Origin of the sequence: Caballeronia sp. LZ028 (genome assembly GCF_031451415.1) — a bacterium.
GTDB lineage: Bacteria > Pseudomonadota > Gammaproteobacteria > Burkholderiales > Burkholderiaceae > Caballeronia > Caballeronia zhejiangensis.
This window is the reverse complement of record NZ_JARUXN010000002.1, coordinates 555,987-580,589: the sequence shown is the minus strand read 5'-3', so window position 1 is coordinate 580,589 and position 24,603 is coordinate 555,987. Positions and strand designations below refer to the sequence as shown.

Sequence of the window (24,603 nt, the reverse complement as noted above, 5' to 3'; positions counted from 1 at the left end):
GTGCGTGGTCGTCGTGGTCAGCGCGGGAGTTCCATCACCGTGATGCCGCCTTCTTCCAGATCGATCTGCGTGCGCAGCGCGAATTCCAGCGGCACGGGCTGCGCCCAGAGCAGGCCGCGAATCACGAGCGCGATCTGGTTGTGCATGTCGAGCACGGAACGGTCGAGCACCGGCTCGATTTCGAGCGTCGAGGGATCGATGCGCGGCTCGAAGCGCTCGATCGCCTGGCGAATCGCCTGTTCGAGCAATACCGTGTCGATGGTCGATGCGAATCGCCCCGACAAACACGGCAAGCCGTAATTGAGCACCGACGCGAACGCGTGCGGAAAGTCGTCCTCGACGATCGCGCCGCCCAGATTCGTCGTGTTGAAGAGCCACGACACGTCGCGCAGCACGGCCGCGCGCAGCCCGCGATGCGACATGAAGCGCTCGCCGGGCGGATCGGCGCGCGTGGCGGGATCGTCGTCGATCAGGCGGTCGAGCAGCGTGGGCTGCAGACGGTCGGCGGCGCTGGGCTCGTTCATCGCGCGGTCCTTGCGCTCAACTCACGCGCCGCGTCGATACATCGAGCGCGAAGGTCACTTCCGCGCCGCGGCTGCCGGTCGCGGTCTGCGGCGCGCAGGTCATCGTCAGTTGTTGCGCCGACAGTTCGAAGACCTCGCAGGGCCGCGCAAGGCGCACGCTCGTGTAGATCTGATAGTTGCGGATGTACGCCTGCTCCAGCTTCATCGACAGATATTCGATCTGCACGCCGTGGTCCGTGCCCGCCGCCTTGAAGCACTTCACATGCGCAACCGCGAGCAGTTCGGCCTGCGCGCACAGCTTCGCGAGGACGGGCGAGGCCGAGTCCACCGACTTGATGACGCAAAGCGCCGTGACGCGCATGTCGTTGGCATTGAGCGCGGCGGCGTGCGGCGCGGCGTCGTAGCCTTGCGCCCAGCGCCAGCCGTGGATCTGCATCGGCGTGTCCCAGTCGCCGCGCTTGGCCGCTTCGCCCTTGACGGGCGTGTTGCTGCGCTTGGGGACGACGTGCAGGAACATGTCGTCCGATTCCGTGAGCGCGAGCAGATCGAACTGGCGCAGGGCGTCGAGCGTGAGGTGGCTGTCGGGGCGCGTATCGCTGGGTTGCATCGTGCTCATCCGGTGGACGGCGGTCTGAACACAAGACGGCGCACATCGCGCGATTTTGAAGTTCAAAAATGCGCGGTGCGTTTCGTTTTACCAGTGGATTGCACGCGCGGCGCGCAACGAAAGCCGATCACGACGGAGGATCACATGGCTACGACCGACTGTTATCTCAAGATCGATGGAATCGACGGCGAGTCGAAGCACAAGGGGGCGGAAGGGCAGATCGAAGTGCTGAGTTTCAACTGGGGCGTGACGAACGCGAGCAACCCGATGACGGGCAGCGGCAGCGGCATCGGCAAGGCGTGCCCCGGCGTGTTCCAGTTCGTGCATCAGTACGACAAGTCCGCGCCCACGCTCAAGAAGAACTGCGCGAGCGGCAAGCACATGGCGAACGCGAAACTCACCGTCAGCAAGGCGGGCGAAGGGCAGAAGGAATTTCTCACCGTCACGATGAAACAGGTCACGGTGACGAAGGTCTCGCTGATCTGCGTGCCGAATGGCCATCCGGAGCAGACGGTCGATCTGAGCTACGCGGACATCGAGTTCGAATACAAGCCGCAGGACGACAAGGGCGCGCTCGGCGGCGCCGTGAAGTTCGGCTGGGACGTGCGCAGCACCGAAGTGCGTTGATCCGTCAGGCGCTTCCCGCGCGGTCGGCCCGCGAGCGTGCTCGCTGACGCGCCAGCGGTCCGAGCAGATGGCTGATTTCGGCGACCGACAGAACCTGATCGGGGCTATCGAAATTCAGGGCGTTCATCGGCATTTGCGGCGCTTCGGCCTGCGCGGGATGTTGCACGATGCTCATTCCGCCCGCCGCCTTGATCGCCTGCAAGCCCCGCGTTCCGTCGCCGCCGCCGCCCGTCAGTACGACGCCCACGACGCGTCCGTGAAAGCACGCCGCCGCCGATTCGAAGAGCGGATCGGCCGCCGGGCGCACGTGATGGACCTTGGGACCGTCGTCGAGCGCGAGATGGCCGTCAGCCGATACCACGAGATGACGGCCCGGCGGCGCGAGATAAATGCGTCCGGGCTCGATGCTTTGTCCGTGACGCCCGTATTCCACGGTGAGCGACGTATGCCGCTGGATGCACTCGCCCAAAAGACGCGGCCCTGTCATTCCCGAATGGAGCACGATCAGAAGCGAGCCTTCATAGTCGGGATCGAGCGCACTCACGAGCCGGCATAGCGCCTTGAACCCGCCCTGCGAAGCTGCAACGACTGCAATGTCGCGTCGCACCGTCATGCTTGTCCTTGATTGTCTCTGAAGTTTTCTCCGTGGACCTAGCAAAGAAGATGCCGCGCGCCCGGATGAACGGCGACGGGCGCGCCTGTTTCAACGAACGCCGGCTTCTTCCAGCAGCCATTCCTTGAACGCGATCACGGGCGCATGGGCCGCGCTTTCCGGCCGATGCACGAGGTAGTACGCCAACTCGCAACTCTGGACGATATCGAACGGCTTGACGAGGCGGCCTTCGGCCAGATCGCGTTCGACGAGCGTCGTGCGTCCGAGCGCCACGCCGTAACCGGAAATCGCGGTTTGCAGGCCCATCGCAGAATCGTTGAGCTGCAGTCCGCGGTCGGTATCGATGCGGTAGCGGCAGCCGGCATGCAGCAGCCACGAACGCCACGTCGGGAAGAGACCGGCGCCGGTCATCGACGTATCGTGGATGAGCGGATGATGTTGCAAATCGGACGGCGCTCTGAGCGCGTGCTCGCCTTCCATCAGCGCCGGGCTGCATACCGGAAAAAATTCGTCGCGCAGCAGGAACGTAGAGACGAGGCCCGCCCATGCTCCCGCGCCGTAGCGTATGCCGACGTCGATCCGTTCGGCGGTGAAGTCGGTGAGGCGGCCGCTCGTGTCGATCCGCAGGTCGTAGTAAGGATGTCTTCGCTGAAAGCGTTCGACGCGCCAGAGCAGCCAGCGATCCGCGAAAGCCGGCGGCACGGTCAGCGTAAAGACGATGCGCGACTTGCTGGCCTTCAGCCGTTCGACGGCACTCGACAGCAGATCGAAGCCGCCTTGCAGATCCGGCAGCGCAGCGCGGGCAGCGTCGGTCAATGTGAGACGCGACGGTCCCGATGCCGATCGATGGAACAACTCGATATCCAGATAGCTTTCGAGTCCGCGAATCAGTTGGCCGACCGCGGCCGGCGTGACGTTCAACTCGTCCGCCGCCGCAGCGTAGCTCAGATGCCGCGCGACCGCCTCGAAGGCTCGCAGTGCGTTCAGATTGCTGGGCGCTCGCATGTTTCGTCATTCAGCCGTGGGATCTCGTGAATGTACAGAATCATGGTGACGCGTGCATCCGCCATCGAAGGCGATGCGTCAGAGCTGCGTCAGTCCGCCATCCACGACGACTTCGGTGCCGGTCACGAACGATGCATCTTCGCTCGCGAGAAAAAGGGCGGCACGCGCGACTTCCTGTGCTTCGCCGAAACGCTTGAGCGGCACGGCGGCTTCGATGGCCGCGCCCGCATCGGCGAGTTCCTTGTCCGACAAGCCCAGTTTCGTGTGAAACGGCGTGGCGATCGGGCCGGGGCTCACCGCATTGATGCGAATGCCACGCGGCGCGAGTTCGGCGCCGGCGGTGCGAACGAGCGAACGCAGCGCGGCTTTCGTCGCGGAAAGAATGGACAGTCCCGGCGTGCCGGTTTCATTCAGGAACGAAGTCGTGACGACGATTGCGCCGCCCTTCGGCAGATGCGGCGCCGCCTTCTGGATCGTGAAGAACACGCCGTTGAAGTTGAGCGAGAATTGCGCTTCGATCTGTTCGGGCGTCACGGCTTCGAGCGGCGCGGCCTGGCCGGCTCCGGCGTTGGCGAACACGATGTCGATACGGCCGTGGCTCTCCACGATATCGACGATCGCGCGATCGATCTGCGCCGGATCGCGCGAATCGACTTTGAGCGCGATCGCCGAATCGCCGAGAATCCGCGCTGCTTCGTCGAGCCGGCTTTGCGTCGTGCCGGTGACGATGACCGTCGCGCCTTCCTCCTGAAACAGCTTGGCCGCTTCCAGTCCGATTCCCGACGTGCCGCCCGTGATGATCGCGACTTTGTTCTTCAGTTTCATGGCTTGCTCCTTCGATCGATGTTTGAGGTCAGGGGCGTTCGCTTGATTGCGCTGCCCGGTGACTCAACTATCGGCGAGAGGCCCGACACCGGCAAACGAGAAGATCTGCCAACGCGGAGAAGAAAAACTTTTCGGGTGTTGGAGAGGCGCAAGCGATCCTGATGCGCGCGGATCGCGTGGGGCGCAGCGGGCCGATAGGCCAGCCGAGTTCGATTCTCAGGCCGCGGCGTCCGAGCGCGCTCACGTATGCCAGCGCCCGTGAATGCGTCAACGAAAGCAGATTCGCGCGCTCATGCCTCGATGCCGAGCGGCGCGAGCACCTTGCGCATGCGCTCGATCGCGAGCGCCGGATCGCGCAGCAGACGCGCTTGATCCGCGAGCCGGAACACATCCGCCAGATAGGCGGGCGGGCGCATGCCGTGATGTCCGCCCGGCATGAAGAAGTGATCCTGAAAGCCGTTCAGATACGCGAGAAAGACCACGCCCGTCTTGTAGTACTGCGTCGGTGCGCGAAAAATGTGGCGCGACAGCGGGACCGTCGGCGACAGCAACGCATGAAAGGTGTCGAGATCGTCGTTTGCGAGTGCGGCGAGCGCCTGCGACGCCGCTGGCGCGATCGCATCGAAAATGCCGAGCAGCGCGTGCGAAAAGCCGTGCTCGTCGCCGGCGATGAGACTCGGATAGTTGAAGTCATCGCCCGTGTACATCTTCACCGATGACGGCAGGCTCCGGCGAAACGCGATTTCCTTCGCGTCGTCGAGCAGCGAGATCTTGATGCCGTCCACCTTCCCGACGTTCTCGCCGATCACGTCGAGGCACACGCGCGCCGCGCCTCGATGATCGTCCGCGCCCCAGTAGCCTTCGAGCTCGGGATCGAACATCTCGCCGAGCCAGTGAAGGATCACCGGCTGATCGCACATCGCGAGCACCTCCCGATAGACGCGCCGGTAATCGTCCGGCGTGCGCGCGACTTTTGCGAGCGCGCGGCTCGCCATCAGAATGACGCGGCCGCCCACGCGTTGCACGGCTTCGAGTTGCTGCCCGTAGGCGCGGATGACTGCATCGCACGTCGAGATATCGCGCGGCGCGACATGATCCGTGCCGCAACCGGACGCGATGCGCGCGCCGGGAATGTCGCGCGTGCCCGCGATCGTGCGCGTGATCAGTTCGAGCGCGCTCTGCCACGGCAAGCCCATGCCGCGTTGCGCGGTATCCATCGCTTCGGCGATACCCAAGCCTTGCTGCAACAGATAGCGCCGATAGTCGAGCGTGCGCGCCCAGTCGATGGCGGGCGTGCCGTTCAGTTCGCCCGCGCGCAACGGATCCGCGACGACGTGCGCCGCCGAATACGCGATGCGGTTGAAGGGCGCGGCGGGCGTGCGTACGTCGAGCGGCACGCCTTGCAGACGATATGTCTCGAGTGTGCCGGATGCGGTCGGGAGCGTGATGGTCGAGTTCATGTCGGATCAGTATTTGGTGACGAGCAGGCCGCCGTCGACACGGATGGCCTGGCCAACGCTGTAGGGCAATCCGCCGGTGGCGAGCGTGCGCACGGCGACGGCCACTTCCTGCGGCGTGCCCCAGCGATTGATGGCGGTGAGACCTTGCTCCATTTGCTGGTCGTAGCGTTCCTTCGACGGCGCGGTCATCTCGGTCGCGATGAGTCCCGGCTGCACTTCATACACGCCGATGCCGTGCGGCGCGAGCCGCAGCGCGAACAACGTGTTCGCCATCGAAAGCCCGGCCTTCGATACGCAGTATTCGCCGCGCAACGGCGACGCCGCGACTGCATTCGACGACGTGATCGTGATGACGCTCGGATGCGCCGCGACGCTCGCGCGCGTTCGAGCCAGCATGTGCTTCGCGAACGTCTGCATGAGAAAGAACGTGCCGCGCGTATTGACCGTCATGCAGCGGTCGAAACTTTCCGGCGTGACGTCGAGCAGATCGCCGCGCGACATGACCGAGACGCCCGCGTTGTTCACGAGGCAGTCGATCGTGCTTTCGAGCCGCGCTTCGATATCGAGCAGCATCGGGCGATGGCTGTCGATATCGGCGAGATCGTTGATGACGGCGATGGCGCGCGCGCCGCTTGCCTCGACATCGCGCACGGCCTGATCGAGTTCATCGGATGCGGCGATATCGGTGAGGGCGATATCGAAGCCCGCGCATCCGAGTTCGATGGCGATCGCGCGTCCGATGCCGCGCCGGCTGCCCGTCACGACCGCAATGGGCCGCGCGCTCACAGCGATGCTCCGTTCGCGACGAGATCGCGCGCGATGATCGTGCGCTGAATCTGATTGGTGCCTTCGTAGATCTGCGTGATCTTCGCGTCGCGATACAGCCGCTCCACTTCATAGCCGCGAATGTAGCCGCTGCCGCCGAATATCTGCACGGCGTTCGCGCTGTGCTTGACGGCGGTGTCGCCCGCGAAGCATTTCGCCATCGAACAGGCGATGCTGGCGCGGTCGCCCGTATCGAGACGCTCGGCCGCGTCGTGCACGAGCAGGCGCGCGGCCTGAATGTCTTTCGCCATGTCGGCGAGCATCCACTGCACGCCCTGAAATTCGGCGATATGGCTGCCGAACTGCTTGCGCGTCTGCGCATAGTCGAGCGCGGCTTCGAGCCCCGCCTGCGCGATGCCGACCGCCAGCGCCGCGATGCCGACACGGCCCTTGTCGAGCACGCTCATCATGATGTGAAAGCCGCGTCCTTCTTCGCCGAGCAATGCATCGTGACGCAGCTTCACGCGATCGAAATGCAGCTCGCCCACTTGCGACGCGCGCTGGCCCATCTTGTGTTCCTTCGGTCCCTTCGACACGCCTTCGAGATCGCAATCGACGATGAAGATGCTCATGCCGCGCTTGCCCGCGGCGGGATTCGTGCGCGCGAGCACGAACGCGACATCCGCGACGGGCGCGTTGTGAATCCACAGCTTCGCGCCGTTCAGCTCCCAGCCGTCGGCGGTGCGCGTGGCCGTGGTGCGAATGCCGGAGACGTCGGTGCCCGCATCGGATTCGGTGATGCAGTACGCGGGCCGCAGCGCCGCGCGCAACAACGGCTCCATGTACTGCGCGCGCTGCGCCTCGGTGCCGTGCACGCTCAGCAACGTGCCGACGAGTTCGAGCAGGCCGCATTGATCCGCCACCGACGAATAGCCGCGCGACAGTTCTTCCATGACGAGCGCGTACGCGGCGGCATCGAGACCCGCGCCGCCGAATGCTTCCGGCACCGTGATGCCGAAAAGCCCGAGCTCGCCCATCTGCCGATAAACCTCCGCCGGAAAGCGCTCTTCGCGGTCGAGTTCTTCCGCCAGCGGACGGATGACTTCCTGCGCGAAGCGGCGCGTCGTGTCGCGAATCTGTTGATGTGTTTCCGAGAGTTTCATGCCGTCTCCGATCGATATGAAAAGGCCCGCAATTTGCATTCGGCCGACCCGTTCAGATAAACCCGAGCGCCTCGCAGAAGACCTTGAATTACGTGGTTTTGTGTGCCGGCATTCGCAGCAAGTAACCATCTGGTGGGTTATTTAAGACCAACGAAACGCCGCTGTCAACGTGTTTCGCGGCCGATGAAAACGGAGGATGACTTGAGCAGGTGGATGCAGGCCGCCGACGCGGTGCTCGCGCAACTTGAGGCGCGTTTCCTTGGCGACCGGGCACTCGCGCGCTCTGACGATCGTTCGTGCGCTCGGCATCGGCGATGGCAAGGGCAGCGGGCTAGGCCGCCTGGCTCACGAGGGAAGGGTCAGGCGTGTGAGCGGCTTCTCGCGGCCGCATAAGCGGCGCGAACGTATTCGCTATTTGCGGATGGTCCGCAGCACCGTGTCGATGTTGAAGGCGAGGCGCGCATCGAGCGCTTCCTTGTCCATGAAGTCGAAGTCGAAGATCAGCCCGCTCGTAAAACGGTTGGTCAGATAGTAGTAGCTGATGCCGGCCATCGTGATGTGCAGTTGCCGCGGATCGATGCCGCTGCGAAATGCGCCCGATGCGACGCCGCGATCGAGGATGCGCTGCAGCATCGACGTGAAGTTCTGATGGAGTTCCATGAAGCGCGCGGACTTCTTCACGTGACGAGCCTTGTGAAGATTTTCGTTGCTGACGAGGTTCAGGAATTCCGGATGACGAAGGTAGTGGTTCCAGGTATGCGTGACGAGGGCGGCGATCGCATCCTCGGGTGACAGATGATCGAGATCGAGTTTTTGCTCGGCGGAACGGATGTCGGCGTAGACATCCTCCAGCACCTCGAGGAACAGGTTCTCCTTACTGCCGAAGTAGTGATAGATCATCCGCTTGTTGGACTTCGCGCGGGCCGCAATGGCTTCGACGCGAGCGCCATCGAGACCGAGTTTCGCGAACTCCTTCTTCGCCGCTTCGAGAATGCGGGCGCGTGTGACTTCGGGATCGCGCTGTCTGGGTTGGCGAGTGGCGGTAGCCTTCGTGGCTTTGGCGGATTTCGCGGCCGCTTTTTCTGGCGTGGTCGCAATGGTCATGGGGTTCTCATGCACAGAAGTCCGGGAGCCGGCCAATGCCGGCGGTCTGGCGACGACTATAAACCAAAACGTTCGTCTTAAGAGAGTAACCGGGTAGTGCATGGAATGAGGCAGACAGGGTGACGACGAGTGAATCGAAAGCAGCCCTGAAGCTCCCGCGCGAGGCGATATGCACCGCGATGTATATCGACGGCAGGCATCACGCGAACGCGGAGTGCGAATTCATCGCGCGCAAGCGTTCAGGCCATGGCGTGCCGGTGGCGGCGACGGCGCGCCCGCGGCCGCACGTCGATGGGCCATGCTCTCCAACGTCAAACTTCGCTGCGCTTCAGAAGATAATCGAGACCGCCTGCGCGAAACCATCGATAGCCATACGGCTCCAGCACGACCGTATGCTGTCCCTTCGCATCGCCCTGACTATGATCGTCGGATAACAGATTGACCGGCACGTCGTTCTCTCCAGCGCCGAGGCCGACCCGAAACTTCACGGTGCACGCCGCGGCGCTGAAGTTATGCAGGCAGACCACCGAGTTGTTTCGCCAGTCGTAACGCAGCGCAAGCACGTCGTCGCGCGATGCCTTCAGAATCGCGAAGTCGCCCCAGCTTATCTCGGGCACTTCCTTGCGCATCCGGATCATTCTCTCCATCCAGTTCAGCAGCGAGTCCGGATCGCGGCGCTGGCTCGCGACGTTCACACGTTCGTAGCCGTAGGGTCCGCCAGAAATCACCGGGCAAACGGGACGCGCGTGCTTCGTGAAACCGGCATGCGGCTCCGTCGACCATTGCATCGGCGTTCGCACGCTTTCGCGCTCGGGCAGGCGCAGGTCGTCGCCCATGCCGATCTCATCGCCGTAGCGCACGACGGGCGTGCCCGGCAGCGTCAGCATCAGGCTGTACGCAAGCTCGAGCCGATGACGATCTCCGTCGAGCATCGGTGCAAGACGACGGCGAATGCCGCGCTTGTACAGTTGCATGTCCGGCTCCGGGGCGAACGCCGCGAACACGGCTTCGCGCTGCGCGGGCGATAGACGGCCAAGATCGAGTTCATCGTGGTTTCGCAGGAATACGCCCCACTGCGCGGTTGCGGCGCGCGATTTCGTCGCGTCGAGCGCGTTCTTCAGAGGCGTGGCGTCGGCGCACGCGAGCGCATGAAACGCGTTCTGATTGACCTGGAAGTTGAACATCATCTGCAATCGCTCGCCCGCGTCGCCGAAGTATTTCATGTCGGTGTCGGGCAGCACGTTCGCCTCCGCGAGAATGATCGCGTCGCCCTGACGCCATTGCAGGAACTCGCGAAACATACGCAGCATGTCGTACTGTTCAACGGGCCGCCTCACCTGTGCGCCCTTGGCGGCGATGACGAACGGGACCGCATCCATGCGAAAGCCCGAAACGCCGAGCTGAATCCAGAAGCCCATGATCTTCAGCAACTCCGCCTGCACGAACGGATTGGATGTATCGAGGTCGGGCTGAAACTCGTAGAAGCGGTGGAAGTACCACATGGCCGCTTCCTTGTCGTAAGTCCACGTCGTCTTTTGCACGCCGGGGAAGACCACGCCGTCCTTCGCGTTGGCCGGCCGCTTCTTCGACCAGACGTACCAGTCGCGATATTTCGAATCGGGATCGCGCCGCGCCTCACGGAACCACGGATGCTGATCCGACGTGTGATTCACGACGAGATCGATCATCACGCGCAACCCGCGTTGACGGCACGCGTGCGTGAACTCCGCGAAGTCGCCGAGCGAGCCGTATCGCGGATCGACGGTGTAGTAATCGCTGATGTCATAGCCGTTGTCGCGGCCAGGCGACGGCTGGAACGGCATCAGCCAGATGGTGGTGATGCCGAGCCCCTGAAGATAGTCGAGCCGCCGCAGCAAGCCCTGAAAGTCGCCGACGCCATCGCCGTTCGCGTCCATGAACGTGCCGACGGACAGGCAATAGATGATCGCGTTCTTGTACCAGAGGTCGTTGACCATACCGATCGCGTGAAGTCGATGAAGGGCGAACCGGGACGGTGCGCCCCTGCATTGCTTATTGCATATGCTTATTGCTTCTTCGCGGCATCGACCTTCGCTTCGGCCGCTTTCTTGTTCGCGTCGTTCTGGGCTTCGACCTTGTTTTCATCGGCCTTGGCCTGCGCTACGTTCGCATCGTGGGCGGCGTCCTGCTTCTTCCTGTCGGCCTTGGCCTGGGCATCGTGCATCTTCTTGTTGGCCTTGCTCTGCGCGTTGGCCGCGTCGTTTCGCGCGCCCGATGCCTCCGCAGCCGTGGTCGCCTTCGCGCCCTTGGCGGCCTTCTTGTCGGCATCGGCCTGAGCGGAAGCCTTGTCTTCGTCCGCCGATGCCTGCGCCTTGGCCGCATCGCTCCGAGCTTCGGCCTTCTTCTTGTTCGCCGTCGCCTGCTCCTCCATCTTTTCGCTGTTTGCCTTCATTTGAGCCTTTTGCGCGTCCGAGGCATCTGCGGCGACTGCCGCGTGCTGAAACGCCGTCGTGGCGAGGAGTGTGGACGCGATAACAGCGATGAGCTTTTTCATGATCGATATCTCCTGTACATCTGTTTTTGAATGACTGCTCCCGACGCGGCGGGCTAACGGCATCGCCGATCAATGAAGTTCGCTTCAGAGTTCCGGGGGCACGTTGCGATACGTTGCGTCGTCCCGCTCGAAGCGTTGCCAATAGGGCGGCCGGCTGTAGTACCGGTGAATCGAGTCGGCCCACGAGCGATCTGCCATCGATGGCCACGCATCCTTGTCGAAGCCGGGCGCGCTCTTCACTTGTTCCGTGGTCGCTGAAATCCGAAAGCACTTGTTGTTGGTATCCAGCGTCAAGGCGCTCCATGGAATCGCGAGCAGCTTGTCGCCGATCCCAAGGAAGCCGCCGCTCGAAAGGACCGCATACGCGATGCGTCCGGATGTGACGTCTAGCATGATCTCCTTGATCCTGCCGACATCGTCTCCATCGGAACTCAGTACGTTGTTTCCATCCAGCGTGCTCGCGGCCATGACGTCGGGGCCAGGACCATCCGCGGTCTCGGCGCCTTTCCCGACAATGTTCATCTGGCTTGTATCGACTGACATGATTTGTCTCCCAATGAGCCGACGTTCGACATCGGCATGACGTTATCGACGCAAAGAACGTTCCGCATATTGGGAGATTACTTTTGTACGACCGTCGGATGTTTTGCGACTGGATGCTTCTCAGTTCGCCGCGGGACGGACCGTTGCAGTCAGTGTTCCAGTCAGCGTGCCGTCACGCGAATGAGCCTTGCTGCCGGACCTTGATTGATGGGCGCGTCTGCGCGATCAGCGGCGACGCGCCACTTCGGGAACGTGCCGGAGCTGTCGACTTGCCACGCATCACCCGCTTCATCGACGTAGATCGCGCTCGCGCGTCCCTTGGCAGCCGATGTCCTGCGCGCACGCGGCGCATCGCGTTCGAATGACCGGCTGCCCAGCTCGTTGAAGACCGTCGCAAGCGGGCGGTCTGCCTGACCCGACTCGCTGAGCGGAGCGGCGAGCGGTCCTGCGGGCGCGCGCAGCACTGCTTCGGCAGGCTTGCGACCAGCGAGGATCGCGGAGAGCAGCGCCGACGGACCAGTCCAGGCCGATGCTTCGGAAACCTTATCGTCTGCACGCTTCGCGGATGCCGCACCCGGTGAATCGAGCGTGAGCGGCTCGCTCGCGTTGTCGATCTGCACGACGAGGATGACGTGCCAGTCGTCCGGCGTGTTCCTGTAGCGCGGCGCGAGCGACACGAGACGCATGCGCGCGATGTCGAAGCCCGCGTCGCGCAGCAGCAGATATTTGGCGACGGCGAAATCCTTGCACACGCCGCTTTCGATGAAGAACCGCGCCGGCGCGTAGTAGCTGCCATCGGTTCCGTCGCGGTAGCGGATCTCGTTGACGAGCGCGTCGGCGAGCAGCGCGGCGGAGCGATCGCCGGTCTTTGCGCGCGCGGCCTTGACCTGCGCGACGAGCCGAGTCCATCCGGCGGGTTCGCGCATCTGATGGATGCGCAGCGCTTCGCGCAGGCGCTGCACGCGGCCGATCGCATCCGATGATGGCTCGAGCTTGCTGTCGGCAAGGGGCAAGAGAAAGATCAGGTCGCCGACCTGCGCGAGTTCCGGGCGCATCTTGCGGTTGGCTTCCCACCATGTGCCGGTGCGCAGGCGCTCGATGCCGGCTTTGAGCGCGTGAGGCGTGGCCGTATCGTCAGGAACCGCGACATGCGCGCCGGATGCGGCTACGTTCGCTGCGCCCGCGACGACGGGCAAAAGCAGCGCGGCTGCCAGCGAGCACTGGAGAAAGCAGACAAGCAGTCGGGCGAGTGGCATGGGCGGACTCCTGACAACCGTACCGCGCGCCAATGCGCCCGGTGACTGGAAGCCGCTCATGCTGTTCGTATCGATGGCAACGCGGGCTTTGAACCGACATTGCATGCGACGTGCCAATTTTCAGTGGCACGCCAGATCGTTGATTAGACGAGACATTGCGATCGTGAACGGGAATGCCGCAAGTCCGCGGTGATGGCCGCCGACCAACTGTCGCGCGATATCTGTTGCCGTCCCGCGGACATTCCGGCGCGCGCGCATAGACGTGGCGGCCAATCTGGCCCCGTCATCCATTCACGATAATTAATCCAAACCAAAATTTTTAATAACTTTCCCTTATATTTTTTCTCGCGCACGATGCTCACACTGTCCACTCTCGATACCACTTGGAGGAAAGCGCGGACGTAGCAGGAAACGACGGCACACCTCGATCGCGTGCCCGTCGAGCGAAATCGTTGCCTCAATACACGCGCCACTCGCGCGCGTCAATCGGCTTTCCCCCTGCACGCCCGTCTCGCAAACAAACCTGACGCATCGGCTTTTCAGCACGACATCAAGCGCCGAACGAGCGCAATGACACATAACGGAGACAGACATGGTGAGCGCAGATACGACGGTGGCCGGGCAGTCGCACGGGCGTCGTCAGAACAGGTGGGTGCAGTTGGTCATCGGCATCGTCTGCATGGGGCTGGTCGCCAATTTCCAGTATGCGTGGACGTTGTTCGTCATGCCGATGGACGCAAAGCACCATTGGGGGCAAGCGGCGATTCAAACCGCCTTCACGATCTTCATCGTGACCGAAACGTGGCTCGTGCCTGTCGAAGGCTGGCTCGTCGATAAATTCGGACCGCGCCCGGTGGTGATGGGCGGCGCGATCTTCGCTGCGATCGGCTGGATCATCGACGCCCATGCCACCACGCTCATGCATCTGTACATCGCCGCAGTCGTTGCGGGCATCGGTGCCGGCTGCGTGTACGGTACATGCGTCGGCACGGCGCTCAAGTGGTTCCCGGACAAACGCGGTCTCGCGGCCGGCCTGACCGCGGCGGGCTTCGGCGCGGGCGCGGCCGTCACGGTGATTCCGATCTCGAACATGATCCAGAGCTCAGGCTACGAGCATGCGTTCATGTTCTTCGGCATTCTGCAAGGCGCCGTCATATTCGTGCTTGCACTGTTGCTCGTGCGGCCGAATCCGCCGAAAGGCATCGTGCCGGCCAAGCGCATCGTGGCGACCAAGATCGACTACACGACCGGACAGATGGTGCGAGCGCCCATCTTCTGGGTGCTCTATGCGATGTTCGTCGCGGTGGCGGCGGGCGGTGTGATCGCCACTGCGCAATTCGGGCCGATCGCCAAGGAATACGGCTTCGCAAGTTTGCCAGTGAGTCTGTTCGGCGCGACCTTGCCGCTGCTCGCGATGACCTTGTCCATCGACAATCTGTGCAACGGCTTCACGCGCCCGCTATGCGGTTTCATCTCGGACAAGATCGGTCGCGAAAACACCATGTTCATCATCTTCCTGGGCGAAGGCGTCGCGCTGCTGGGGTTGATGCAGTTCGGGCAGAACCCCTACATGTTCATGCTGTTCGCGGCGCTGACCTTCCTGTGTTGGGGCGAGATATTCTCGATCTTCCCGGCGACCTGCGCGGACACCTTCGGCAGCAAGTACGCCGCCGCCAATGCAGGAACGCTATACACGGCCAAGGGCACGGCTTCGATGATGGTGCCGCTCGCGTCGGTGCTCGCGTCGCTCGGTTCCTGGAACGCCGTGTTCATCGCTACCGCGATCACGTCGATCGCGGCGGGCGTGTGCGCGAAGTTCGTACTCGCGCCAATGCGTCGCCGATGGATAGAGAACACGGTCACGCAGGCTTCGCCGCAGTCCTATATCGACTTGCCCTTCCAGACCGACTGGACGGACGCGCCGAGCAAGTCGTCGACGCGATGAATCCCGCCTGCTGATACCGAAGCGACGCGTTTCAAGCGCACGCTGTCGCGCGTCATCCGCAAGAGCTGCGCATTCGATTTGAAAAAAGAAAGGCCGCGTGACAGATGTCCGCGGCCTTTCTTTCTTTAGCGGTGCCGCGCCTGATCTGATGATCGTCAGCGCCTTGACACCGAAACATCTCATCTAAGGGTTCATCCCGATCCCGAACAGCAAACTAAGCTTTGACAAATTCTGTATCTAATATCTAGTATATCACCAACATAACCGGCCCTCTGGGGGAGACAAATGGCAGACGTACTCGAGGCAAGAACACAGGAAGCCGCCGAAGTTCAGGCGCCGCAATTGACCGACGGTTTCCATCTCGTCATCGACGCGTTGAAGCTGAACGACATCGATACGATCTTCGGCCTCGTCGGGATTCCCATCACCGACCTCGCGCGACTCGCTCAGGCCGAAGGCATGCGTTTCATCGGCTTTCGCCATGAGCAGCATGCGGGCAACGCAGCCGCGATCGCGGGCTACATGACGCAGAAGCCGGGCATCTGCCTGACGGTGTCGGCACCGGGCTTCCTGAACGGACTCACGGCGCTCGCCAACGCGACCACCAATTGCTTCCCGATGATCCTGATCAGCGGTTCGAGCGAGCGTGAAATCGTCGATCTGCAGCAGGGCGATTACGAAGAGATGGATCAGCTGAACGCGGCGAAGCCGTATGCGAAGGCCGCCTATCGCGTGCTGCATGCGGAGGACATCGGCATCGGCATCGCGCGTGCGATCCGCGCGGCCGTGTCGGGCCGTCCGGGCGGCGTGTATCTCGATCTGCCCGCCAAGCTGCTGTCGCAGACGATGGACGCGCTCAAGGGCCAGCAATCGCTCATCAAGGTGGTCGATGCCGCGCCGCGTCAGTTGCCGTCGCCGGATTCGGTGAAGCGCGCGCTCGACGTCATCAAGGGTGCGAAGCGTCCGCTGATTCTGCTGGGCAAGGGCGCAGCGTATGCGCAGGCCGACGCGCAGATTCGAGAACTGGTGGAGAAGAGCGGCATCCCGTATCTGCCGATGTCGATGGCCAAGGGCCTGCTGCCGGACACGCATGCGCAATCGGCGTCGGCTGCGCGGTCGTTCGTGCTGCAGGAAGCGGACTGCGTCGTGCTGATCGGCGCGCGTCTGAACTGGCTGCTCGCGCATGGCAAGGGCAAGACGTGGGGCTCGGCGCCGAAGAAGTTCGTGCAGATCGATATCTCGCCGACCGAAATCGACAGCAATGTCGCGATCGCCGCACCGCTGATCGGCGACATCGGCTCGTGCGTGGCGGCGCTCGTCGAGGGCATCGGCGCGGATTTCCCGAAGCCGTCCGTCGAATGGACGGGCGCGATCAACGAGCGCAAGAACAAGAACCTGGAGAAGATGGCCGCGACGCTCGCGAAGAATCCGTCGCCGATGAACTTCCACAGCGCGCTGCGCGCCATTCGCGACGTGTTGAAGACGCGCCCGGACATCAACGTCGTCAACGAAGGCGCGAATACGCTCGACTATGCGCGCAGCATCATCGACATGTACGAGCCGCGCAAGCGCTTCGATTCCGGAACGTGGGGAATCATGGGCATCGGCATGGGCTTCTCGATCGGCGCCGCGGTGACGAGCGGCAAGCAGGTCGTCGCGATCGAAGGCGATAGCGCGTTCGGCTTCAGCGGCATGGAACTCGAAACCATCTGCCGATACGACTTGCCCGTCTGCACCATCGTGTTCAACAACAACGGCGTGTATCGCGGCACCGATGTGAATCCGACCGGCGGCAAGGACGTCGCGCCGACCGTGTTCGTGAAGAACGCACGCTACGACAAGATGATCGAGGCATTCGGCGGCATCGGCTACAACGCGACGACGCCCGAAGAGCTCACGCATGCGCTCGAAGAAGCGATCAAGTCGGGCAAGCCGACGCTCATCAACGCAGTGATCGACGAAACGGCCGGCACGGAGAGCGGTCGCCTGACGAATCTGAACCCGCAAAGCGCGGCATCGAAAAAGTAACCAAGACTAGCCACCCAGGAGAAATTCGTGAGCAAGAAACCACTCGAAGGCATCAAGATCATCGACTTCACGCACGTTCAGGCGGGTCCCGCATGCACGCAGATGCTGGCCTGGTTCGGCGCCGATGTCATCAAGGTCGAGCGTCCCGGTTCCGGCGACGTCACGCGTAACCAGCTGCGCGACATTCCGGATGCGGATGCGCTGTACTTCACGATGCTCAACAGCAACAAGCGCTCGTTGACGCTCGATACGAAGCAGCCCGAAGGCAAGGAAGTGCTCACGAAGCTCATCAAGGAATCGGACGTGCTGGTCGAGAATTTCGGGCCGGGCGCGCTGGACCGGATGGGCTTCTCCTGGGAGAACATCAGCAAGCTGAATCCGAAGATGATCGTGGCGTCCGTCAAGGGCTTCAGCGACGGCCATCACTACGACGATCTGAAGGTCTACGAAAACGTCGCGCAATGCGCGGGCGGCGCGGCATCGACGACGGGCTTTTGGGACGGCCCGCCGACCATCAGCGCGGCGGCGCTCGGCGACAGCAACACCGGGATGCACCTCGCGATCGGCATTCTCACGGCGATCATCGGCCGCCAGCAAACGGGCAAGGGACAGAAAGTCGCCGTGTCGATGCAGGACAGCGTGCTCAATCTGTGCCGCGTGAAGCTGCGCGATCAGCAGCGTCTCGATCGCGTCGGCTATCTCGAGGAATATCCGCAGTATCCGCACGGCACGTTCAGCGACGTCGTGCCGCGCGGCGGCAATGCGGGCGGCGGCGGTCAGCCGGGCTGGGTGCTCAAGTGCAAGGGCTGGGAAACCGATCCGAACGCCTACATCTACTTCACGATTCAGGGGCACGCATGGGCGCCGATCTGCCGCGCAATCGGCAAGGAGCAATGGATCGAGGACCCGGACTACATGACGGCCGAAGCGCGCCAGCCGCATATTTTCGATATCTTCGGCAAGATCGAAGAATGGCTCGCCGACAAGACCAAGTTCGAAGCGGTCGATATCCTGCGCAAGTTCGATATTCCGTGCGCGCCGGTGCTGACGATGAAGGAACTCGCGAACGATCCGTCGTTGCGTGCGAGCGGTTCCATCGTCGAGGTCGATCACAAGGTGCGCGGCAAATATCTCACGGTCGGCAGCCCGATCAAGTTCTCGGACCTGAAGCCGGAGATCACGGGCTCGCCGCTGCTGGGCGAACATACCGAAGAAGTGCTGCTCGAACTCGGCTATAGCAAGGAGCAGGTAGCGCAAATGAAGGAAGCGCGAGCTGTCTGACGCGCTTGAAAAGGTAACCGCTGCCGTCCACGAAAGCCCAAGACGGCAGCGGCCCTTCAGAAATCAGTCTCGATCGATACCCAAGCATGGACGACACAATGACCCCCACGATCGACTACGAACAACTCGTCAATGCGATCGGCGATGCCGTGATCGTTTCGGATGCGAGCGGCGCGATTACGCTATGGAATCCGGCGGCGCAACGCATGTTCGGCTTCACCCAGAGCGAAGCTTTGGGGCAGTCGCTCGATCTGATCATTCCGGAGCGCCTGCGCGGTCGTCATTGGGACGGCTATCACAAGACGATGGCGACCGGCGAGACGCGCTATGGGCACGATCTGCTCAAGGTTCCCGCCGTCGATAAGGCCGGACGCGCGATGTCGATAGCGTTCACCGTCGCGCTGCTGCATTCGCCGCAAGGCGAGCTGACCGGTATCGTCGCGATCATCCGCGATGAAACGGCGCGGTTTCAGGAAGAGCGTGCGCTCCGCAAGCGTATCGCCGAACTGGAGGCGAAAGTCGACGCCTGATGATTCAGCGATTCAAAGTATAAAAAGCACCATAGAGATAACGGCTCGCGTCCGCGCAACAAAAGGCGCATGAACGCAGCTCAAGGACGAAGCGGCCACCCATCCCACCGGCCGCTTCGCTCGATGCCCGTATACGCGGCTGACCGACCAGACACTGACCATTATTCGTATCTCGCGCCAGCTTTCTCGCTGATGCGAGGTTCGGCATGCTCGCCAGCCGAATGCAGGCGCGCGCCACTGAAGAATTGAAACCGTCGATTGGGAATTTAGTCATGCCAATGATGATTGCTGTGCCACGGGAACGCTTTCCCGGGGAGCGTCGCGTCGCGTTGACGCCGGAAGTAGTCGGGCATCTGCTGAAGCTCGGATTTGAAGTGAGCGTCGAGGCCGGCGCGGGCGAGCTTGCCGCATTCTCCGACGATGCCTATCGCGCTGCGGGTGCGCGAATCGTGGAGAATGCGCCGTCGCTCTATGCGGACGCGGATATCGTCGTGAAAGTGCGTGCGCCTTCCATTGCGCCCGTGGGCGATGAAGTCGAGTTGCTGCGCGAAGGATCGACGCTCATCAGTTTCATCTGGCCGGCGCAGAACGAAGCGTTGTTGACGCGCCTCTCTGCGCGCAACGTCACCGTGCTCGCGATGGACTGCGTGCCGCGCATCTCGCGCGCTCAAAAGCTCGATGCTTTGAGTTCGATGGCCAACATGGCGGGCTATCGCGCGGTCATCGAAGCGGCGCACCAGTTCGGCCGCGGCTTCATGGGACAGATCACGGCGGCGGGCAAGATCGCGCCCGCGAAAGTGATGGTGATCGGCGCGGGCGTCGCGGGACTGGCGGCGATCGGCGCGGCGCGCAGTCTCGGCGCGATCGTCCGTGCTTTCGATACGCGGCCCGAAGTGCGGCAGCAGGTGGAAAGCATGGGCGCCGAGTTTCTCGAACTGGACTACGTCGAGGACGGCAGCGGCAGCGGCGGCTACGCGAAAGAGATGAGCGCCGAATTCATCGCGGCTGAAATGGCGCTGTTCGCCGCGCAGGCAAAAGACGTCGACGTCATCGTGACGACCGCGCTGATTCCGGGCAAGCCCGCGCCGAAACTGATCACCGCCGACATGGTGCGCAGCATGCGCCAAGGCAGCGTGATCGTCGACATGGCGGCGGAGCAGGGCGGCAACTGCGAGCTGACGCGGCCGGGCGAGGCGGCATCGATCGAAGGCGTCACGATCGTCGGCTATACGGATCTGCCATCGCGCATGGCAACGCAATCGAGCCAGTTGTACGGCACCAATCTGCGGCATCTTCTGACCGATCTGACGCCGCAGAAGAACGGCGAAATCACGCTCGATACCGATGACGAAGTGATGCGCGGCGTCACCGTCGTGCTGCGCGGCGAGGTGAAATGGCCGCCGCCCAAGAAGCCGGAGCCCGCGATTGCGCCGCCCGCTGCCGCAAAGCCCGCTGCAACGATTGCCGTGACCATCGAACAGAAGCGTCGCGCGGGATGGATCGGCGTGGCCGGGCTCGTCATCGCGGCTGCGTTGCTTGCCGCGCTCGGCGCCGTTGCGCCGCCTGCGTTCGTCGCGCACTTCACGGTGTTCGTGCTGGCGATCTTCGTCGGCTTTCAGGTCGTGTGGAACGTGACGCCCGCCTTGCACACGCCGCTGATGAGCGTGACCAACGCGGTCAGCGGAATCATCGTGACGGGGGCGCTGCTGCAGGTCGGCACGCCGGATCATCTGGTCGCGATTCTCGCGGGCCTCGCGATCCTCGTCGCGACAATCAATATCGCTGGCGGCTTTCTCGTCACTCAACGCATGTTGAACATGTTCCAGCGCTAAGGAGATCGACATGCAAACTGGAATCGGAAGCATCGCCTATCTGGCGGCGAGTGTGCTGTTCATCCTGAGCCTGCGCGGGCTCAGTCATCCATCGACGGCGCGGCGCGGCAATCTCTATGGCGTCGCCGGCATGGCCATCGCGATCGTCACCACGCTCCGGCTCAACGGCGGGGAAGCGTTGCCGGCCGTCGCCGCGCTGATGGCGATCGGCATCGCGGGCGGCGCGATCCTCGCGCGGCGCGTCGAGATGACGCAAATGCCGCAACTCGTCGCGGCATTGCATAGCTTCGTGGGTCTCGCGGCCGTGCTGGTCGCCATTGCGAGCTACCTGTCGCCGGCAGCCGGCGCGGAATCGGACAGCGCGGCGCAGTCGGTCCACAACGTGGAGATCTATCTCGGCGTGTTCATCGGCGCGGTAACGTTCACGGGGTCCATCGCCGCGTTTCTGAAGTTGCAGGGCGTGGTAGGCGGCAAGCCGTTGCTGCTGCCGATGCGGCACACGCTGAATCTCGTCGGCGTGTTCGCGTGCATCGCGCTCGGCTATGTGTTCCTGACAGCGCCCGACGCCGATGTGGGCATCAGCTCGCTATTGACGATGACCGTCATCGCCGCGCTGATCGGCGTGCATCTGGTGATGGCGATCGGCGGCGCGGACATGCCGGTGGTCGTGTCGATGCTGAACAGCTATTCGGGCTGGGCCGCCGCCGCGACGGGTTTCATGTTGAGCAACGATCTGCTGATCGTGACCGGCGCGCTGGTCGGGTCGAGCGGAGCGATTCTGAGCTACATCATGTGCCGCGCGATGAACCGCAAGTTCCTCTCCGTGATTCTCGGCGGATTCGGCACGGCGACCTCGACCGCTTCGAAGACGATCGAGGGTGAAGTCGCGCCGGTCACGGTCGATGAAGTCGGCTCGCTGCTGCGCGATGCGTCGGAAGTCGTCATCGTGCCCGGTTACGGCATGGCGGTCGCGCAGGCTCAGGCGACGATCAGCGAGATCACGAAGAAGCTGCGCAGCAAGGGCGTGAACGTGCGATTCGGCATTCATCCGGTGGCGGGCCGCTTGCCGGGGCACATGAACGTGCTGCTCGCGGAGGCGAAGGTGCCCTACGACATCGTCCTGGAGATGGACGAGATCAACGACGACTTTTCCAACACGGATGTCGTGCTGGTGATCGGCGCAAACGACATCGTGAATCCTGGCGCGCTGGAGGATCCGGGCAGTCCCATCGCCGGGATGCCCGTGCTCGAAGTGTGGAAGGCGCGCACCGTGGTCGTGTCCAAACGAAGCATGGCGGCAGGCTACGCCGGCGTCGACAATCCGCTCTTCTATAAGGAAAACACGCGGATGCTCTTCGGCGATGCGAAGGGCAGTGTCGATGCGTTGCTCAGTCATCTTGGCGCTTGAGATTGGGGGTTTAAACGATGAAGATCTGTGTGTATGGCGCCGGAGCGATCGGTGCATATATGGGCGCGCAACTGGCGTCGGCGGGCGCGGACGTGAGCTTCGTTGCGCGTGGTCCGCATCTCGCGGCGATGCAGGAAAACGGTGTACGGCTGCAAATCGATGGCGGGGAACGTGTCGTCAAGGTCAGATGCGCGTCGGATCCGCGCGAGCTGGGTCTGCAAGACTACGTGATCATCGCGTTGAAAGCGCATTCCGTGCCGGGCGTCGTCGGCCAGATCCAGACTTTGCTCGGACCAGAGACGGCTATCGTCACGGCCGTCAACGGCATTCCGTACTGGTACTTCTACAAGCATGGCGGCGAGTTGGAAGGCTCCACGCTCGACAGCATCGATCCCGGCGCGAAGCAATGGAACGCGCTCGGACCGGAGCGTGCGATCGGTTGTGTCGTGTATCCGGCGGCGGAAGTCGTCGCGCCGGGCGTGATCCGCCATGTGTACGGCAAGAAGTTCCCCATCGGCGAACCGAATGGAGCGCGCAGCGAGCGCGTTCAGAAGCTGCATGAAATCATGAGCGCGGCGGATCTGGATGCGCCCATTCGCGAGCGTATTCGCGATGAAATCTGGCTGAAGCTCTGGGGCAACCTCTGCTTCAATCCGATCAGCGCATTGACTCATGCAACGCTCGATGTCATTACGAGCAATCCGGCCACGCGCGCCGTGTCGAAAGCGATGATGCTGGAGGCGAAAGCGATCGCGGATCGCTTCGACGTGCATTTCCGTGTCGATGTCGAAAGACGTATCGATGGTGCGGGTGCGGTCGGCGCGCACAAGACGTCGATGCTCCAGGATCTCGAGGCCAACCGGCCGATGGAAATCGATCCGCTCCTTACCGTCGTCCAGGAAATGGGGCGTCTCGTCGGGCAGGCGACACCGACGATCGATACGGTGCTCGCGCTCATCAAGCTGCGAGGACAGATGGCGGAGCCTTCACTTCAATCGGCGGGACAATCGACGCCCGTGGCCGAGAAGTCTTCGCGGACGGGCTTGGCAGCAGTAGCCAGCGCGTAATTGCAGCATAGCGACACGTCGGGCAGGCCTGCCCGACGTTTCAAGGCGCGAGTGCGTTCGAGAATCGCGGGTCGCCGAGATACGCGACATTGAAGCGAAACCACGGCGAAACGATGTTCGCGTGCGCGGAAAAAATCGTCCCCGGCGCGAGGATCACGTGCTTGCCGAGCATCTCCTTCGCGAACGCTATCGAATCGTCGTGCGCGGGCAAACGCGCCCATAGATAAAGACTCTGATCGCTGACCTTGAAGATGGTCGCGCCAAGACGCGTCAACGCTTCGACGCCCGTCGCCGTCGCGCGTTTGAGGCGGTCCTGCAAGCGGTTCGTGTGACGCAGAAAGTGTCCGTCGCCGACGATCGCATCGAGCGTGCGCTCGCAGTATTCGCTGCTGCTTACGTGCGTGAGCATCTTCACGTCGGCGAGATCGCTGGCGAGATCGGCATCGCAGGCGAGAAAGCCCACGCGCAGCGCCGCCGACACCGACTTCGAAAAGCTGCCGATATAAATCGTGCGCCGCAATTGATCCAGCGCGCTAATGCGCGTCGCCGAGCGCGGCTTGAGATCGGCGAGGGCGTCGTTCTCGACGACGATCAGATCGTGCGCTTCCGCCAGTTGCAGAACGCGGTGCGCCTTCGCCGCGCTGATGTCCGTCGCGGTCGGATTATGTCCGACCGATTGCGTGAAGAAGAGCCGCGGCCGATGCGTCTTGAGCCGCTCCTCCAGCGCCGCGATATCCGGCCCGTCGACCGCGCGCGGCACGCCGACGATATTCGCGCCCGACAGCTTCAGCTTGCCGAACAGCGCGTAATAGCCGGGATCGTCGACGAGCACGGTGTCGCCCGGGCGCACGAAGTAACGCACGACCATGTCCATCGCCTGATTCGCGCCGTGCGTGAGGACGATCTGTTGCGGCGCGGCTTCGATCTCATAGCCGGCGAGCTTTTGCTGCAGATGCTGACGCAAGGGCAGATAGCCGAAGCGGCTGCCGTAACGAAACAGCGACGCGACACCGGTTCGCACCACGCGCTGGTGGAAGTGATCGAGCCGCGTCTCTTCGAGCCATGCGACGGGCGGAAATCCCTCACCGAGATTGAGAAAGTCCGGCTTGCTCTGCAACTGTTCGCGCATGAGCCAGACCGAATCCATCGCGCGATCGAGCGTCGGCGCATCTTCGTCATGCTGCTGCGGCTTCGCCACGCTCGCGACGTAAAAGCCCGCGCCGCGTCGCGGCTCGATGAGACCGTTCGCCGTCAGCATGTCGAACGCGCTGATGACGGTGTTTTTTGCGCAGCCGTTCGCCTCAGCGTATTCCCTGATCGACGGGAGTTTGTCGCCCGCGCGCAGCACACCTTCGGTGATCTGTCTGGCGAGATTGTCCGCGAGTGTCGCAGACAGGCTCGGCTTCTCATGCCGCATCGTATCGACCTGTTCTGGAAATGATCCTGCTGTCATGGGTACAGCAAGGTCACTGTTTGTCGGAATTGTA

The 24,603-nt window shown here is 62.9% G+C and carries 22 protein-coding genes; 8 read left to right on the top strand and 14 right to left on the bottom strand.

Going from position 1 to position 24,603, the window contains the following annotated elements:
- Positions 1 to 17: 17 nt before the first annotated feature.
- Positions 18 to 524: a type VI secretion system baseplate subunit TssE gene (gene tssE, locus QCE58_RS16860; RefSeq protein ID WP_250522474.1), complete on the bottom strand. Its 507-nt coding sequence runs from the start codon at positions 522 to 524 to the stop codon at positions 18 to 20.
- Positions 525 to 540: 16 nt separating this feature from the next.
- A complete protein-coding gene (locus QCE58_RS16855) occupies positions 541 to 1,131 on the bottom strand; it encodes a type VI secretion system tube protein Hcp (RefSeq protein ID WP_008346463.1) in 591 nt (196 codons plus the stop codon).
- A 144-nt stretch (positions 1,132 to 1,275) separates the two neighbouring features.
- On the opposite strand from QCE58_RS16855, the gene QCE58_RS16850 reads away from it, so the two are divergent.
- Positions 1,276 to 1,758 carry a type VI secretion system tube protein Hcp gene (locus QCE58_RS16850; protein ID WP_008346465.1) on the top strand — a complete coding sequence of 161 codons (483 nt, stop codon included), beginning with the start codon at positions 1,276 to 1,278 and terminating at the stop codon, positions 1,756 to 1,758.
- 4 nt (positions 1,759 to 1,762) lie between these two features.
- Here the strand turns inward: QCE58_RS16850 and QCE58_RS16845 are convergent, their stop codons facing one another.
- The 11 genes from QCE58_RS16845 to QCE58_RS16795 all read right to left on the bottom strand — a co-directional run bounded on the left by QCE58_RS16845 (position 1,763) and on the right by QCE58_RS16795 (position 13,025).
- Positions 1,763 to 2,371, bottom strand: coding sequence for a chemotaxis protein CheB (locus QCE58_RS16845; RefSeq protein ID WP_008346467.1), 609 nt, complete (start codon positions 2,369 to 2,371; stop codon positions 1,763 to 1,765).
- 90 nt (positions 2,372 to 2,461) lie between these two features.
- Positions 2,462 to 3,376 (bottom strand): transcriptional regulator GcvA, encoded by a 915-nt coding sequence (gene gcvA, locus QCE58_RS16840; RefSeq protein WP_250522475.1) that lies wholly within the window; start codon positions 3,374 to 3,376, stop codon positions 2,462 to 2,464.
- Positions 3,377 to 3,454: 78 nt separating this feature from the next.
- A complete protein-coding gene (locus QCE58_RS16835) occupies positions 3,455 to 4,201 on the bottom strand; it encodes an SDR family oxidoreductase (protein WP_250522476.1) in 747 nt (248 codons plus the stop codon).
- Positions 4,202 to 4,491: 290 nt separating this feature from the next.
- On the bottom strand, positions 4,492 to 5,661 hold the full coding sequence (locus tag QCE58_RS16830) for a dihydrodipicolinate synthase family protein (RefSeq protein ID WP_250522477.1): 1,170 nt from the start codon (positions 5,659 to 5,661) through the stop codon (positions 4,492 to 4,494).
- A 6-nt stretch (positions 5,662 to 5,667) separates the two neighbouring features.
- Positions 5,668 to 6,447, bottom strand: coding sequence for a 3-ketoacyl-ACP reductase (locus QCE58_RS16825; protein ID WP_250479520.1), 780 nt, complete (start codon positions 6,445 to 6,447; stop codon positions 5,668 to 5,670).
- On the bottom strand, positions 6,444 to 7,589 hold the full coding sequence (locus QCE58_RS16820) for an acyl-CoA dehydrogenase family protein (protein ID WP_250437632.1): 1,146 nt from the start codon (positions 7,587 to 7,589) through the stop codon (positions 6,444 to 6,446). Before QCE58_RS16820 ends, QCE58_RS16825 begins: the two co-directional genes overlap by 4 nt.
- 411 nt (positions 7,590 to 8,000) lie before the next feature.
- The gene (locus QCE58_RS16815; protein ID WP_372492609.1) at positions 8,001 to 8,795 is read right to left on the bottom strand and encodes a TetR/AcrR family transcriptional regulator; all 795 of its coding nucleotides are present in this window, start codon (positions 8,793 to 8,795) and stop codon (positions 8,001 to 8,003) included.
- A 209-nt stretch (positions 8,796 to 9,004) separates the two neighbouring features.
- A complete protein-coding gene (locus QCE58_RS16810) occupies positions 9,005 to 10,669 on the bottom strand; it encodes an alpha-amylase family protein (protein ID WP_250522478.1) in 1,665 nt (554 codons plus the stop codon).
- A gap of 68 nt (positions 10,670 to 10,737) precedes the next feature.
- Positions 10,738 to 11,226 carry a hypothetical protein gene (locus QCE58_RS16805; protein WP_008346481.1) on the bottom strand — a complete coding sequence of 163 codons (489 nt, stop codon included), beginning with the start codon at positions 11,224 to 11,226 and terminating at the stop codon, positions 10,738 to 10,740.
- Between the two features lie 84 nt (positions 11,227 to 11,310).
- Entirely contained in the window at positions 11,311 to 11,769 is a 459-nt protein-coding gene (locus tag QCE58_RS16800) for a PRC-barrel domain-containing protein (RefSeq protein WP_250522479.1), read from the bottom strand.
- 161 nt (positions 11,770 to 11,930) lie between these two features.
- On the bottom strand, positions 11,931 to 13,025 hold the full coding sequence (locus tag QCE58_RS16795) for a transglutaminase-like domain-containing protein (protein ID WP_250522480.1): 1,095 nt from the start codon (positions 13,023 to 13,025) through the stop codon (positions 11,931 to 11,933).
- A 592-nt stretch (positions 13,026 to 13,617) separates the two neighbouring features.
- Between QCE58_RS16795 and oxlT the strand changes: the two genes are divergently transcribed.
- The 7 genes from oxlT to QCE58_RS16760 all read left to right on the top strand — a co-directional run bounded on the left by oxlT (position 13,618) and on the right by QCE58_RS16760 (position 23,116).
- Entirely contained in the window at positions 13,618 to 14,970 is a 1,353-nt protein-coding gene (gene oxlT, locus QCE58_RS16790) for an oxalate/formate MFS antiporter (protein WP_175980184.1), read from the top strand.
- A 285-nt stretch (positions 14,971 to 15,255) separates the two neighbouring features.
- On the top strand, positions 15,256 to 16,998 hold the full coding sequence (gene oxc / locus QCE58_RS16785; protein ID WP_175980183.1) for an oxalyl-CoA decarboxylase: 1,743 nt from the start codon (positions 15,256 to 15,258) through the stop codon (positions 16,996 to 16,998).
- 27 nt (positions 16,999 to 17,025) lie between these two features.
- The gene (gene frc / locus QCE58_RS16780) at positions 17,026 to 18,279 is read left to right on the top strand and encodes a formyl-CoA transferase (protein ID WP_008346490.1); all 1,254 of its coding nucleotides are present in this window, start codon (positions 17,026 to 17,028) and stop codon (positions 18,277 to 18,279) included.
- A gap of 98 nt (positions 18,280 to 18,377) precedes the next feature.
- Positions 18,378 to 18,809, top strand: a complete 432-nt coding sequence (locus QCE58_RS16775; RefSeq protein WP_008346492.1) for a PAS domain-containing protein — start codon at positions 18,378 to 18,380, stop codon at positions 18,807 to 18,809.
- A 272-nt stretch (positions 18,810 to 19,081) separates the two neighbouring features.
- Positions 19,082 to 20,641, top strand: coding sequence for a Re/Si-specific NAD(P)(+) transhydrogenase subunit alpha (locus QCE58_RS16770; RefSeq protein WP_250437636.1), 1,560 nt, complete (start codon positions 19,082 to 19,084; stop codon positions 20,639 to 20,641).
- A gap of 10 nt (positions 20,642 to 20,651) precedes the next feature.
- Entirely contained in the window at positions 20,652 to 22,049 is a 1,398-nt protein-coding gene (gene pntB, locus QCE58_RS16765; RefSeq protein ID WP_250522481.1) for a Re/Si-specific NAD(P)(+) transhydrogenase subunit beta, read from the top strand.
- Positions 22,050 to 22,066: 17 nt separating this feature from the next.
- Positions 22,067 to 23,116, top strand: coding sequence for a 2-dehydropantoate 2-reductase (locus QCE58_RS16760; protein WP_250520286.1), 1,050 nt, complete (start codon positions 22,067 to 22,069; stop codon positions 23,114 to 23,116).
- 40 nt (positions 23,117 to 23,156) lie between these two features.
- Here the strand turns inward: QCE58_RS16760 and QCE58_RS16755 are convergent, their stop codons facing one another.
- A complete protein-coding gene (locus tag QCE58_RS16755) occupies positions 23,157 to 24,533 on the bottom strand; it encodes a PLP-dependent aminotransferase family protein (RefSeq protein ID WP_175980356.1) in 1,377 nt (458 codons plus the stop codon).
- Between the last annotated feature and the right edge of the window lie 70 nt (positions 24,534 to 24,603).

Excerpts from the sequence above, each read along its gene's own strand:
- QCE58_RS16775 (WP_008346492.1), top strand. The coding sequence starts at position 18,378 with ATGACCCCCACGATCGACTACGAACAACTCGTCAATGCGATCGGCGAT.
- QCE58_RS16770 (WP_250437636.1), top strand. The coding sequence starts at position 19,082 with ATGCCAATGATGATTGCTGTGCCACGGGAACGCTTTCCCGGGGAGCGT.
- oxc (WP_175980183.1), top strand. The coding sequence starts at position 15,256 with ATGGCAGACGTACTCGAGGCAAGAACACAGGAAGCCGCCGAAGTTCAG.
- pntB (WP_250522481.1), top strand. The coding sequence starts at position 20,652 with ATGCAAACTGGAATCGGAAGCATCGCCTATCTGGCGGCGAGTGTGCTG.
- QCE58_RS16835 (WP_250522476.1), bottom strand. The coding sequence starts at position 4,201 with ATGAAACTGAAGAACAAAGTCGCGATCATCACGGGCGGCACGTCGGGA.
- QCE58_RS16805 (WP_008346481.1), bottom strand. The coding sequence starts at position 11,226 with ATGAAAAAGCTCATCGCTGTTATCGCGTCCACACTCCTCGCCACGACG.
- QCE58_RS16830 (WP_250522477.1), bottom strand. The coding sequence starts at position 5,661 with ATGAACTCGACCATCACGCTCCCGACCGCATCCGGCACACTCGAGACA.
- tssE (WP_250522474.1), bottom strand. The coding sequence starts at position 524 with ATGAACGAGCCCAGCGCCGCCGACCGTCTGCAGCCCACGCTGCTCGAC.
- QCE58_RS16810 (WP_250522478.1), bottom strand. The coding sequence starts at position 10,669 with ATGGTCAACGACCTCTGGTACAAGAACGCGATCATCTATTGCCTGTCC.
- QCE58_RS16800 (WP_250522479.1), bottom strand. The coding sequence starts at position 11,769 with ATGTCAGTCGATACAAGCCAGATGAACATTGTCGGGAAAGGCGCCGAG.
- QCE58_RS16760 (WP_250520286.1), top strand. The coding sequence starts at position 22,067 with ATGAAGATCTGTGTGTATGGCGCCGGAGCGATCGGTGCATATATGGGC.
- QCE58_RS16820 (WP_250437632.1), bottom strand. The coding sequence starts at position 7,589 with ATGAAACTCTCGGAAACACATCAACAGATTCGCGACACGACGCGCCGC.
- QCE58_RS16755 (WP_175980356.1), bottom strand. The coding sequence starts at position 24,533 with ATGCGGCATGAGAAGCCGAGCCTGTCTGCGACACTCGCGGACAATCTC.
- QCE58_RS16855 (WP_008346463.1), bottom strand. The coding sequence starts at position 1,131 with ATGCAACCCAGCGATACGCGCCCCGACAGCCACCTCACGCTCGACGCC.
- oxlT (WP_175980184.1), top strand. The coding sequence starts at position 13,618 with ATGGTGAGCGCAGATACGACGGTGGCCGGGCAGTCGCACGGGCGTCGT.
- QCE58_RS16795 (WP_250522480.1), bottom strand. The coding sequence starts at position 13,025 with ATGCCACTCGCCCGACTGCTTGTCTGCTTTCTCCAGTGCTCGCTGGCA.
- QCE58_RS16850 (WP_008346465.1), top strand. The coding sequence starts at position 1,276 with ATGGCTACGACCGACTGTTATCTCAAGATCGATGGAATCGACGGCGAG.
- QCE58_RS16845 (WP_008346467.1), bottom strand. The coding sequence starts at position 2,371 with ATGACGGTGCGACGCGACATTGCAGTCGTTGCAGCTTCGCAGGGCGGG.
- gcvA (WP_250522475.1), bottom strand. The coding sequence starts at position 3,376 with ATGCGAGCGCCCAGCAATCTGAACGCACTGCGAGCCTTCGAGGCGGTC.
- QCE58_RS16815 (WP_372492609.1), bottom strand. The coding sequence starts at position 8,795 with ATGCACTACCCGGTTACTCTCTTAAGACGAACGTTTTGGTTTATAGTC.